The 12,153-nt window shown below is 61.6% G+C and carries 10 protein-coding genes; 2 read left to right on the top strand and 8 right to left on the bottom strand.

What is annotated here, in order from left to right:
- Window positions 1-56: 56 nt before the first annotated feature.
- Window positions 57-335 carry a hypothetical protein gene (locus PMI37_RS08390; RefSeq protein WP_008079886.1) on the bottom strand — a complete coding sequence of 93 codons (279 nt, stop codon included), beginning with the start codon at window positions 333-335 and terminating at the stop codon, window positions 57-59.
- Between the two features lie 216 nt (window positions 336-551).
- Here PMI37_RS08390 and PMI37_RS08385 point away from each other — a divergent pair, with 216 nt between their 5' ends.
- The gene (locus PMI37_RS08385) at window positions 552-1,589 is read left to right on the top strand and encodes a patatin-like phospholipase family protein (protein ID WP_008079885.1); all 1,038 of its coding nucleotides are present in this window, start codon (window positions 552-554) and stop codon (window positions 1,587-1,589) included.
- A gap of 49 nt (window positions 1,590-1,638) precedes the next feature.
- On the opposite strand, the gene PMI37_RS08380 is transcribed toward PMI37_RS08385, so the two are convergent.
- From PMI37_RS08380 to kdpF, 7 genes are all read right to left on the bottom strand, one after another.
- Complete coding sequence (locus tag PMI37_RS08380) at window positions 1,639-1,953, bottom strand: hypothetical protein (protein WP_008079884.1); 315 nt, start codon at window positions 1,951-1,953, stop codon at window positions 1,639-1,641.
- 121 nt (window positions 1,954-2,074) lie between these two features.
- Window positions 2,075-2,764: a response regulator gene (locus PMI37_RS08375; protein WP_008079883.1), complete on the bottom strand. Its 690-nt coding sequence runs from the start codon at window positions 2,762-2,764 to the stop codon at window positions 2,075-2,077.
- A gap of 48 nt (window positions 2,765-2,812) precedes the next feature.
- Window positions 2,813-5,464, bottom strand: a complete 2,652-nt coding sequence (locus PMI37_RS08370) for a sensor histidine kinase (protein ID WP_045123062.1) — start codon at window positions 5,462-5,464, stop codon at window positions 2,813-2,815.
- A 137-nt stretch (window positions 5,465-5,601) separates the two neighbouring features.
- Entirely contained in the window at window positions 5,602-6,147 is a 546-nt protein-coding gene (gene kdpC / locus PMI37_RS08365; protein ID WP_045123069.1) for a potassium-transporting ATPase subunit KdpC, read from the bottom strand.
- A gap of 228 nt (window positions 6,148-6,375) precedes the next feature.
- Entirely contained in the window at window positions 6,376-8,433 is a 2,058-nt protein-coding gene (gene kdpB, locus PMI37_RS08360) for a potassium-transporting ATPase subunit KdpB (RefSeq protein WP_008079880.1), read from the bottom strand.
- Window positions 8,434-8,444: 11 nt separating this feature from the next.
- Window positions 8,445-10,139: a potassium-transporting ATPase subunit KdpA gene (gene kdpA / locus PMI37_RS08355; protein WP_008079879.1), complete on the bottom strand. Its 1,695-nt coding sequence runs from the start codon at window positions 10,137-10,139 to the stop codon at window positions 8,445-8,447.
- An 8-nt stretch (window positions 10,140-10,147) separates the two neighbouring features.
- On the bottom strand, window positions 10,148-10,237 hold the full coding sequence (gene kdpF, locus PMI37_RS31195; protein WP_007899818.1) for a K(+)-transporting ATPase subunit F: 90 nt from the start codon (window positions 10,235-10,237) through the stop codon (window positions 10,148-10,150).
- A gap of 415 nt (window positions 10,238-10,652) precedes the next feature.
- Between kdpF and eat the strand changes: the two genes are divergently transcribed.
- Window positions 10,653-12,017: an ethanolamine permease gene (gene eat, locus PMI37_RS08350; RefSeq protein WP_008079870.1), complete on the top strand. Its 1,365-nt coding sequence runs from the start codon at window positions 10,653-10,655 to the stop codon at window positions 12,015-12,017.
- Window positions 12,018-12,153 lie beyond the last annotated feature (136 nt).

Below are 12,153 nucleotides of genomic sequence, written 5' to 3'. Positions count from 1 at the left end.
CTGGGGGATGAGTCTGGCGGTTCGACCGCGCAGCATCCTTGCCTCAGGTCAGCAGCTTAGCGTCCGGCGCGGGATTCGCGAATGTAGAAGCGCGCCTTCTCGGCTTTACTGCTGCAACCTTCAAAACCCTCGAATTGCTGCTGGGTCTTGGCCGCCGTCAACAACGACAGCGCCTTGGAATAGCTGACGGTGCCGGCAAAGCCTTCAGCCTTGGCCAGGTCCAGTTCATGCCAGGCGGCGTCGAGCTGGCTGCCGCAGCTGTCGCGGTACGCGGTCTTGCCGGCGCAACCGGCCAATGCCAAAGCCATCAACGGCACACAGATCCAGGCTTTCATCACTTACACCTCAACGTTAGGTCATCAGTCGTGCAGGTAAGACGGTCAGGCCGGGAAAAAGTGCCTTGCCCGCATGTGAAACTGCGTTGGCGAAAGGATAGCGCTGAAGGGTCACGCCGTTGCGAAAAAACGACGTCACTGGCGCACTGAACGACCTCGGCGATTGAGCCTGCCCGTCGATGGGTGCATTGTGGAACCTTGTCGGGAGGAAGCTGGATGAAAAAGCGTGTCGCACTGGTGCTGGGCTCCGGTGGTGCCCGGGGCTATGCCCATATCGGGGTGATTGAAGAGATTGAAAAACGCGGTTACGACATCGCCTGCATTGCCGGTTGCTCGATGGGCGCAGTGGTCGGCGGGATCTATGCCGCCGGCAAGCTCGACGAATACCGAAACTGGATCGAGAGCCTCGATTACCTCGACGTGTTGCGCCTGGTGGATGTGAGCTTTCGCCTGGGTGCCATTCGTGGCGAAAAGGTCTTCGGGCAGATCCGCAAGATCGTCGGCGAGATCAACATCGAAGACCTGCGCATCCCCTACACCGCCGTCGCCGCCGACCTCACCAATCAGCAGGAAATCTGGTTTCAGGAAGGTTGTCTGCATCAGGCCATGCGCGCCTCGGCGGCAATCCCCAGCCTGTTCACCCCGGTGATGCAAGGCAACCGCATGCTGGTCGATGGCGGCATTCTCAACCCACTGCCGATTGTGCCGGTGGTGTCCAGCCACTGTGACCTGATCATCGCGGTCAACCTCAACTCGACCAACCAGCGCCATTACAAACTGCCGGTGATCCAGCGCCCCGCCGCGTTCCGTTCACGCTTTGACAGCCTGATCAGTTCGCTCGGTTCGAAGATGCCGTTTCGCCGTACACAGGCCGAGCAGTTGCTGAAGCTCGAACAGGAAGCGCTGCGCGCCGAGGCGGCGGATATCAACCCGTGGCTGGAGGGTGTCGAACCGGAAAACCAGCAACCGGCCGCCGCGCCCGAGCGTGAAGGCGCACCGAAATCCGCCACCGGCTCCTTCATTATCGATAACGTCGGACCGGCCTCGTTGCTGGACCTGATCAACCAGAGTTTCGAGGTCATGCAGACATCGCTGGCGCAGTACAAGATCGCCGGTTATCCGCCGGATATCCTGATCAACGTGCCGAAGCGGGTATGCCGGTTTTTCGAGTTCTACAAGGCGCCGGAGTTGATCGCGTTGGGGCGCGAGATTGCCAGCGATACGCTGGATCGGTATGAAAGTGAGCAGGGTTGATACTGCAACCCTGCGCCAGCGATTGGTGCAGGGCTTTGATGCTTGAATCTTAGCTGCCGGACTTGTAGTAGCTTTGAACCCGCATATTGCCGTCAAACTTCTTCTCAACACCATTCTGCATGTCGATAACCACGTAGCTGGTCCCCGACTCGTGGCCAAGCGCCGGCGATTCATCGGGCACCCTTGAAGCTTTTTCAGTCGTCCAGATGTAACCGCTGGTGACATTCCATTGACCTGCGAATTGCTTCTGCAGTTCGCGCGCGGCGCTCAGGGTGGGCAACCCACCATGGGTTTGCGCCTCGCGGGCGCAGTTGTTGTAGGTATCGGCATCAATCCGCTGGTATCCATCATTGTGCGTAGACATCAGGCTCTCCAGACACTTCGGGGCTAAGTTGAGCTTGAAAACTAACAGTAGCCACTTCGCCGCAGCACCTGACAGAAATGACAGTCCCGACAGACGGCGGCGCCTTGGCGTCGACCTTCACTCACACCTCCAACAACCGATACCCCACTCCCGCCTCGGTCACGATAAACCGTGGCCGCGTCGGATCATCCGCCAGTTTCTGCCGCAAATGCCCCACCACAATCCGCAGGTAATGGCTGTCCTCGGTGTGTGTCGGCCCCCAGATATCCTTGAGCAATTGCTGCTGAGTGATCACCCGTCCCGGATGCCGCGCCAGTTGCGCCAGCACCGCGTATTCCTTGCGGGTCAGCGCCACTTCAACGCCGTCGAGCAACACCCGCCGATAGGCCAGGTCCACAGTCAACGGGCCGAAATTCAACGCTGCCTGTTGCGCCTCGCCAGCAGGTGCCTGACGCAACAACGCGCGGACCCGTGCGAGAAACTCCTGGATGCCGAATGGTTTGGTCACATAGTCGTTGGCGCCGCCATCCAGTGCCTCGACTTTCTGCCCTTCGCTGGCGCGCACCGACAACACCAGTACTGGTGCCGTCGCCCATTCACGAAACTCGCGCAGCACTTGCTGGCCGTCCATGTCCGGCAGGCCAAGGTCGAGCACCAGCAGGTCGGGTTTGTTCAACGCTGCCTGCGCCAGGCCCTCGGCACCGGTGCCGGCCTCCAGCACTTTGTAGCCTTGCGAGGCGAGGCTGATGCGCAGGAATTTACGAATCTGCGGTTCGTCGTCGATGACCAGAATGGTCGCGGTCTGGCTCATGAATTCACATCGATACAAAAGATTGGCAAGAGAGTAGCGCAGTCGGCATCAGGCTTCATTGTCCATCCCCGGTTGCGCCTGCAGCGGCAGGTGTAAGGTGATACATGTACCGCGTCCTTCGATGCCGTCAGCAACAGTAATGCGCCCGCCATGCGCGCCGACCATGCCCTGACAAATCGCCAGGCCGAGGCCCGTGCCCTGGCCGCCACGATCACCGCGCGCGGCGGTGTAGAACGTGTCGAAAATCTTCGCCCGCTCGTCTTCGGGAATGCCCGGCCCTTCGTCGCTGACCGAGAAGAAAATCTCGCTGTCATCGGCCCCGGCGCGCAACGCCAGACGACCGTGAGGCGGTGAGAAACGTGCAGCGTTTTCCATCACATTGACCAGCGCCTGTTCGATCAGCGCCGCGTGCACAAACAGTAACGGCAACTCGGCCGGCACCTCGGTGCTGACCTGCAACGGCGCCAGCACCGCGCGCAGGCGGTTGAGCGAACTGCCGACAATGTCGGCCGGCGACACCCAGTCCCGCGCAAGCTTTAAAGCACCGTGGCCGAGGCGGGTCATGTCGAGCAGATTCTGGATATAGCGGTCGAGGCGTTCGGCTTCATCGCGAGTGCCTTCAAGCAGCTCGCGGCGATCTTCCAGCGGGATGGCTTCGCCGAGCGCCAACAGGCTGTCGATACTGCCGCGCATGGCCGTCAACGGTGTGCGCAGGTCGTGGGACACCGATGCCAGCAGCGCACTGCGCAATTGTTCGGTTTCGCCATGCAGGCGCGCCGCCTCCAGATCATCCGCCAGTTGCGCGCGGGCCAGTGCCTGCGCCAGCGGCTGACTGAGCGCAGTCAGCAAACGCCGACGCTGGCCGCTCAAGGTCTGGCCCTCTTTAGCGCAGACACCGAGCAGCGCCAGCGGCCCGTCCTCGACGGAAAGCGGCCACCACCACCAACGCCCAAACGGTAATGTGCCGGTGCCCATACCCGCCGGTTGATCGTGTTGCCAGGCCCAGTCAGCGGCGGCACGCTCAGACTCGGTGAACTGCAGCGGCCCGCCGGTTTCAACCTTCCAGCCGCCCTGTCCGTCACGATTGAGCAGGCACAGTTGCAAATCGCTCCAGCCGTTGAGGTGCTGCGCGGCGGCACTGACCACGGCTTGACGATCGGTCGCGGCGGTAAGTTTGCGCGACAGATCGAGCAGCTCGCTGGTTTCTTCCTGGGTGTCGCGCAACGCCTGCAATTGCCGACGCTGCCGCGCCGCGAGGTTGCCGGTGAGCGCCGCCATCAAGAGGAAAAACAGCAGTGTCAGTACGTCTTCTTCGCGCTGGATGCTGAAGGAAAAATTCGGTGGAATGAACAGAAAATCGTACGTCAGAAACGACAGCGCCGCACACGCCAGGGCCGGGCCCAGACTGCTGCGCACCGCCACCAGCAACACCGCGGCGAGGAACACCAGCGAGATGTTCGGCAGCGGCAACACACTCGACACCGCCCACGCCAAGGCACTGGCCAGCAGCGTGGCGACCAGCGCCAGCGCATAGTCGAACCACACCAGTGTCAGCGGGTTTCGCGGACGCGATTGCGGGTGTTCATGATCGTTGTCGAGGACGTTGATTTCCAGGCCATGGGCCTGACGCAACAGACGCGCGGCCAAGCCACCGCCGAACAGTCGACGGCGCAAACTTGGCCGCGACTGGCCGACCAGCACCAGACTCGCACGGCGTTCAGTCGCGTGCTGAATCAGGGTTTTCGCCACTTCACCGGCGCGCAATAACACCACTTCACCGCCGAGGCGTTCGGCCAACTGTTGCGCGCTTTGCAGGCGCAGGCGTGATTGCTCGTCGCGCACGCTGCCGTTGTCGACGTGCACCAGGCTCCACGGCAGATGCCGACGCTGGGCAACGCGACTGGCGTGACGCACCAGACGTTCGGCCTGCGCATCGCCATCGACGCCGACCAACAATCGACCGCGCACCGCCGGCGCTGCCTGACCAAGCTGGCGATAGCCTTGAGCGAGATCGTTATCGACTTGCGCAGCGGCGGTTTGCATCGCCAGTTCGCGCAATGCCGTGAGGTTGGTCTGGGTAAAAAATGCGTCGATGGCCGCGCGTGCCTGCTCCGGGACGTAGACCTTGCCTTCACGCAAACGCTCGAGCAATTCGCGCGGCGGCAGGTCGATCAGCAGCAGTTCGTAGGCTTCTTGCAGCACCCAGTCCGGCAGGGTTTCGCGCACCTGCACACCGGTGATGCCGCGCACCTGGTCGTTGAGACTTTCGAGGTGCTGGACGTTGACCGTGGTGAACACATCGATGCCGGCGGCGAGCAGTTCCTGAATGTCTTGCCAGCGCTTGGCGTGACGACTGCCGGGGGCGTTGCTGTGGGCCAGTTCATCGACAAGTACAAGCTTCGGTCGGGCCGCCAGAATGCCGTCCAGGTCCATTTCTTCGAGCATCACGCCACGGTATTCCGAGCGCACCAGCGGTTGCTGCGGCAGGCCGCCGAGCAGCGCTTCGGTTTCAGCGCGGCCGTGGGTTTCGACGACCCCGGCGAGGACTTTCACGCCCTGGCGCAGTTGCGTGTGGGCGGCCTGGAGCATGGCGTAGGTTTTACCGACACCGGGGGCGGCGCCGAGGAACACCTTGAGGCGGCCACGGCCGTCGCGGGGCAGGTCTGCTAACAGTGCGTCGGCGCGGCCGGAGTCGCTCATGCTTGATGCTCTCTCTTCCTGATGATCGTTCCCACGCTCTGCGTGGGAATGCAGCCCGGGACGCTCTGCGTCCCACCAAAGCGGACGCGGAGCGTCCATTGATGCATTCCCACGCAGAGCGTGGGAACGATCATCTTCTACAGGTTTTCCAGTGCCATGTTCAGCTCCAGCACATTGACCACCGGCGGCCCCACCAGCGGCTGTTCGATGTGCGCATCGAGCAGTTGCTGCAAGGTCGAGACCGGCAGATTACGCGCCGCCGCGACACGCGCCAGTTGATAGGCAATTGCCGCCGGTGGCAAGTGTGGATCGAGGCCGCTGCCCGAAGTCGTCAGCAGCGCCAGCGGCACCGGACCTTGCCCCGGAACCTGCAATTTATTGGCATCGTCGATCACCCGCGTGGCGAGTGCCGGATTGCTCGGCGCGAGGTTGCTCGCGCTGCTGGAAACAGTGGCAAACGCACCGGCGGAGGGACGCGGATGGAACCACGCATCGCCGACAAAATCCTGGGCGATCAGCGATGAGCCACGCACCTTGCCATCGGCATCGTGAACCAGACTGCCGTTGGCTTGAGCGGGGAACGCGACTTGCGCGACACCGGTCACCACCAGTGGATAGCCAACGCCGGTGACCAGGGTCATCAGCACCAGCAGGCTGAGGGCGGGACGTATCATTGTGGACATTTCAAAATCCTCGAATTCGTTGGGCAAAATTTTGTGGGGTGTCAGGGGCATCGTTTCCCCCTCACCCCAGCCCTCTCCCCAAGGCGACGAGGGGGAAAGGGAGCCGATCTTCGTGCTCTTGGAGACCTGAGTTCGACTCGATAGCTCAGGTCGGTGCAGCTCTCACAAACCACTCGGTCAGTCCCCCCTCCCTCCGGGAGAGGGTTAGGGTGAGGGGCTCTTCAAGAATCAAACCAAATGCAACGCCGTGAGCAACATGTCGATCGCCTTGATCCCCACAAACGGCACCAGAATCCCGCCCACCCCGTAGATCAAAAGATTGCGTCGCAACAACGCCGCCGCACTCGCCGCCTGCACGCGTACACCGCGCAAGGCCAGCGGAATCAGCACAACAATGATCAACGCGTTAAAGACGATGGCCGAGAGAATCGCGCTCTGCGGACTGCTCAGGTGCATGATGTTCAGCACCCCGAGTTGCGGGTAGATCGAGGCAAACAGCGCCGGCAGGATCGCGAAGTATTTGGCAACGTCATTGGCGATCGAAAACGTCGTCAAGGCACCGCGCGTCACCAGCAGTTCCTTGCCGATCTGCACCACGTCCAACAGCTTGGTCGGGTCGCTGTCGAGATCGACCATGTTCGCGGCTTCACGCGCCGCTTGTGTACCGTCGTTCATCGCCATACCGACGTCAGCCTGGGCCAGTGCCGGAGCATCGTTGGCGCCATCACCGCACATGGCGACCAGACGCCCGTCGTTTTGCTCATGACGAATGCGCGCGAGTTTTTTCTCTGGAGTCGCCTCAGCGAGAACGTCATCAACGCCTGCTTCGGCAGCAATTGCGGCAGCCGTCAGCGGGTTGTCGCCGGTGACCATCACGGTACGAATTCCCAGTTTGCGCAGTTCGGCAAAACGTTCGCGGATACCCGGTTTGACCACGTCCTTGAGGTGGATCGCGCCGAGCAGTTTGCCGTCAGCACAGACCAGCAACGGCGTGCCGCCGCTCTGGGCGATTTTGTCGATTTCCCGCGACAGCTCCGGAGCCAGATCCGAGCGTTTCTGGCCAAGGAAACTCAGCAGCGAATCCACCGCGCCTTTGCGATACACACGACCTTGATAGTCGACGCCGGACAAGCGGGTTTCAGCGCTGAACGGCACGGCAGTCAGGGTTTCCAGCGCCGGCTCAGCCTGTGGATGCAGACCGCGCAGGTACTCGACAATGGATTTGCCTTCCGCCGTGTCATCCGCCAGCGAGGCGAACAGCGCGCCTTCCGCCAACTCACGACCGTTCACACCGGGCGCGGCATACACCGCGCTGCACCGACGGTTGCCGAAAGTGATGGTGCCGGTCTTGTCGAGCAGCAGCACATGCACGTCGCCCGCTGCTTCCACGGCGCGGCCGGATTTGGCGATCACGTTGAGGCGCACCAGACGGTCCATGCCGGCGATACCGATCGCCGACAGCAGACCGCCGATGGTGGTCGGAATCAGCGTGACCAGCAGCGCTACCAGAAACACCAGCGGCAGGCTGCCGTTGGCAAAATGGGCGAACGGTTGCAGGGTCACGACCACCAACAGGAAGATCAGAGTCAGGCCGATCAGCAGAATATCCAGCGCCACTTCGTTCGGGGTTTTCTGGCGTTTGGCGCCTTCGACCAGGGCGATCATGCGATCCAGAGTCGACTCGCCCGGGTTGACGGTGATCTTCACCAACAACCAGTCGGACACCAGTCGGGTGTTACCGGTGACAGCCGAACGGTCGCCGCCGGACTCGCGAATCACCGGCGCCGATTCACCGGTGATCGCCGCTTCGTTGACCGCGGCGATGCCTTCGATGACTTCGCCGTCACCAGGGATCATTTCCCCGGCTTCGACGCGCACCACATCACCTTTGCGCAGACTCGCCGCAGGCACGACCTGAAAGCTGCCATTGGCCTGTTTGCGTCGAGCGCTGAGGCCTTCGCTGCCAGCCTTGAGGCTGTCGGCGCGGGCCTTGCCGCGACCTTCGGCCAAGGCCTCGGCGAAGTTGGCGAACAGCACGGTGAACCATAGCCACAGAGCGATTTGTGCGGCGACGAAGGTCGGCACGTCGGCATCCGGAATGAAGCACAGCACGGTGGTGAAAATCGCGGTCAGTTCGACCACCAGCATCACCGGCGAACGCTTCAATTGCCGCGGATCGAGCTTGACGAAAGCTTGCACCAGCGCCGGCCGCCACAGGGCCGAGATCGCGGTTTTCGCCTGTTCCGGCGCCTTGACGGCAGCGGGTTTGATTGCGGGCATATTCATCATTCAGCTCCTTAGAAGCCCATGCTCAAGTGTTCGGCAATCGGGCCGAGCGCCAGGGTTGGCAGGAAGGTCAGGCCGCCCACCAGCAAAATGGTCACGGTTAACAGGGTCACGAACAGCGGGCCATGGGTCGGGAAGCTGTTCTGGCCGATCGGTGCGGTTTTCTTCATCGCCAGACTGCCGGCCAAGGCCAGAACTGGAAGGATGTAACCGAAGCGACCGATCAACATGCCCAGCCCCAACATCAAGTTGTGAAATGGCGTATTCGCGCTCAGACCACCGAACGCCGAGCCGTTGTTGGCACTTGCCGAGGTGTAGGCGTAAAGCAACTGGCTGAAGCCGTGCGGGCCGGGGTTGCTGATAGTCGCCGCCGGGCCCGGCAAAGTGGCGGCAATGGCGCCGAGCACCAGCACGCCGACCGGCATCACCAGCAATGTCACCACCAGCAGTTGCACTTCACGCGCCTGGAGTTTCTTGCCGAGGTATTCCGGGGTACGTCCGATCATCAAACCGGCGAGGAACACCGCGATCAGCACGTTGAGCAACATGCCGTAAAGCCCGGCACCGACGCCGCCGAAGATCACCTCGCCAACCATCATGTTGACCAGCGCGACCATGCCGCTGAGCGGGTTGAGGCTGTCGTGCATGCCGTTGACCGAACCGTTCGACGCCGCTGTGGTGGTCACCGACCAAAGCACGGTGGCGGTGGTGCCAAAGCGCACTTCCTTGCCTTCCAGCGGAGCGGTCTGCTCAACAGCAGCATTGTTCAGGGTTGGATTCGGTTGGTATTCAGCCCACAGCGAGGTCGCGCCGCCGATCAGGAACAGCGCCAGCATGCAGGCGATGATCGCGCGGCTCTGACGCAGGTCTTTGACGTAATGGCCGAAGGTGAACACCAGCGCCACCGGGATCAGAATGATCGAGGTGACTTCGAACAGGTTGCTCCACGCGGTCGGGTTCTCGAATGGATGCGCTGAATTGACGCCGAAGAAGCCGCCACCGTTAGTGCCCAGTTGCTTGATCGCAATCTGACTCGCGGCCGGGCCCAGGGGAATGACTTGATCAACGCCCTGCATCGTCACGGCATTCACGTACTGCGCGAACGTTTGCGGCACGCCCTGCCAGACCAGATACAGCGCCAGCAACAGGCACAGCGGCAGCAAGCCGTAGAGGGTGGCGCGGGTCATGTCGACCCAGAAGTTGCCGAGGGTTTTCGTCGATTTGCGCCCGATGCCACGGCACAGCGCAACCAGTACGGCGAGGCCGGTGGCGGCGCTGACGAAGTTCTGCACGGTGAGGCCGACCATCTGGCTCAGGTAGCTGAGGGTCGCTTCGCCGCTGTAGGACTGCCAGTTGGTGTTGGTCATGAAACTGACCGCGGTGTTGAACGCCTGCGTCCATTCCTGGCCCGGCAGGTTCTGCGGATTGAGCGGCAAGTGATCCTGGAATAACAGGATCGCGAACAGCAGCAGGAAACCGGCAAGGTTGAACGCGAGCAGCGCCAGCGTGTATTTCTGCCAGCTCTGTTCAACCTCGGGATCGACCCCGGCGATGCGGTAGCAACCGCGCTCGACCGGGCCGAGAATCGGCGTCAGCCAGGTGCGCTGACCTTCCATCACTTTGTAGTAGAAGCGCCCGAGCAGCGGCGCTGGCAGCAAGACCACCGCGAAAAACGCGAGGATCAGCCAATAGTCATAACTGTGCATAGCCGCTCCTAGTTCCGATCCGCGCGCAACAGCGCAACCAACAGATAAATGAACAGCCCCACTGCCAGCAGCAGTGACACCCCGTCCAGAACGCTCATGGAAGATCTCCGTGTTACGGCGTATTGCCGCGTGTGGAGTGATTGTCGGAAAGGAGGCTGTAAAGGAACGAGACCGAGGGGGTTGGCTAGGCATAAAGAAAGCGTAAAGAGTGGGTTTATGCGGGCTTTACGGCGGTGTTTGCACCTGCCTCATCGCTGGCAAGCCAGCTCTCACAGGTTTCTGGGGTGTACGCAATATTTGTGAACGACCGAGATCACTGTGGGAGCGGGCTTGCCCGCGATGACGGCGGCCCTATCGGCATCGCACCTAGATGGCGCACAGATTCGTTGGCGCTGCGACTTGAGCATCCCCGATACGACAGCTTTCAACTCATTACGACTTGTTTCAGCGCAATGGCACGCCCACTGCACACGCTCTCCCCCGAGCTTTCCAAACCGTTCAGGGAGCAAGCGCATGAACACACAACTCAAACCCACGCTGGGCACGTTGCACCTGTGGGGCATTGCCGTCGGGCTGGTGATTTCCGGTGAGTATTTCGGCTGGAGTTACGGCTGGGGCGTCGCCGGCACACTGGGCTTCCTGGTGACCTCGTTCATGGTCGCGACCATGTACACCTGCTTCATTTTCAGTTTTACCGAACTGACCACTGCAATTCCCCACGCCGGCGGGCCGTTTGCCTACAGCCGCCGTGCCTTCGGTGAGAAAGGTGGTTTGATTGCCGGGCTGGCGACGCTGATCGAGTTCGTCTTTGCGCCCCCGGCCATTGCGCTGGCCATCGGCGCGTACCTGAATGTGCAATTTCCGGCACTCGATCCGAAACACGCGGCGGTCGGCGCGTACATCGTGTTCATGGGGTTGAACATCCTTGGGGTGAAGCTGGCAGCCACCTTCGAATTGATCGTCTGCGTGCTGGCCGTCGCCGAATTGCTGGTGTTCATGGGCGTGGTGGCTCCGGCCTTCAGCTTCAGCAACTTTGCCCTCAATGGCTGGGCCGGTTCCGATGTGTTCGGTGCGCCAGCGATCGCCGGGATGTTCGCAGCGATTCCGTTCGCGATCTGGTTCTTCCTGGCCATCGAAGGTGCAGCGATGGCTGCCGAAGAAGCCAAGGACCCGAAACGCACGATCCCCAAGGCCTACATCAGCGGCATTCTGACTTTGGTTTTACTGGCGATGGGTGTGATGTTCTTCGCCGGCGGCGTCGGCGACTGGCGCACCTTGGCCAACATCAACGACCCACTGCCGCAGGCCATGAAAACCGTGGTCGGCGACAACTCCGGCTGGCTGCACATGTTGGTGTGGATCGGCCTGTTCGGCCTGGTGGCGAGCTTCCACGGGATCATTCTCGGTTACTCGCGCCAGTTCTTCGCTCTCGCCCGCGCGGGTTACCTGCCGGCTTCACTGGCGAAACTCTCGCGCTTCCAGACGCCACACCGCGCCATCATTGCCGGCGGCGTCATTGGCATCGCCGCGATCTACAGCGACGGCCTGATCAACCTCGGCGGCATGACCCTCACCGCCGCGATGATCACCATGGCGGTGTTCGGCGCGATCGTGATGTACATCATGAGCATGCTCAGCCTGTTCAAATTGCGCAAAACCGAACCGAACCTGGAGCGCACCTTTCGCGCGCCGTGCTATCCGTTGATTCCGCTGATCGCGCTGGTGCTGGCGGTGGTGTGCCTGATCGCCATGGCGTGGTTCAACGCCCTGATCGGGCTGATTTTCCTCGGCTTCATGGCCGTGGGATTCGCCTACTTCCTGCTCACCGGCCAGTTGCGCGCCAACGCCCCGGCCGACGCCATGCTCACGGGCCAGTAACCCCTCATGTAGGAGCTGCCGAAGGCTGCGATCTGTTGACTTTGTTTTTTTAGAAACAAGATCAAAAGATCGCAGCCTGCGGCAGCTCCTACAGGGAATTAAGGTGCAGCAGGGATATCGGGCCTAGAATGGAACC

The organism is Pseudomonas sp. GM80, assembly GCF_000282515.1.
Lineage (GTDB): Bacteria > Pseudomonadota > Gammaproteobacteria > Pseudomonadales > Pseudomonadaceae > Aquipseudomonas.
This window is presented reverse-complemented; position numbering and strand designations above follow the sequence as displayed.

Excerpts from the sequence above, each read along its gene's own strand:
- PMI37_RS08390 (WP_008079886.1), bottom strand. The coding sequence starts at position 335 with ATGAAAGCCTGGATCTGTGTGCCGTTGATGGCTTTGGCATTGGCCGGT.
- PMI37_RS08385 (WP_008079885.1), top strand. The coding sequence starts at position 552 with ATGAAAAAGCGTGTCGCACTGGTGCTGGGCTCCGGTGGTGCCCGGGGC.
- PMI37_RS08380 (WP_008079884.1), bottom strand. The coding sequence starts at position 1,953 with ATGTCTACGCACAATGATGGATACCAGCGGATTGATGCCGATACCTAC.
- PMI37_RS08375 (WP_008079883.1), bottom strand. The coding sequence starts at position 2,764 with ATGAGCCAGACCGCGACCATTCTGGTCATCGACGACGAACCGCAGATT.
- PMI37_RS08370 (WP_045123062.1), bottom strand. The coding sequence starts at position 5,464 with ATGAGCGACTCCGGCCGCGCCGACGCACTGTTAGCAGACCTGCCCCGC.
- kdpC (WP_045123069.1), bottom strand. The coding sequence starts at position 6,147 with ATGTCCACAATGATACGTCCCGCCCTCAGCCTGCTGGTGCTGATGACC.
- kdpB (WP_008079880.1), bottom strand. The coding sequence starts at position 8,433 with ATGAATATGCCCGCAATCAAACCCGCTGCCGTCAAGGCGCCGGAACAG.
- kdpA (WP_008079879.1), bottom strand. The coding sequence starts at position 10,139 with ATGCACAGTTATGACTATTGGCTGATCCTCGCGTTTTTCGCGGTGGTC.
- kdpF (WP_007899818.1), bottom strand. The coding sequence starts at position 10,237 with ATGAGCGTTCTGGACGGGGTGTCACTGCTGCTGGCAGTGGGGCTGTTC.
- eat (WP_008079870.1), top strand. The coding sequence starts at position 10,653 with ATGAACACACAACTCAAACCCACGCTGGGCACGTTGCACCTGTGGGGC.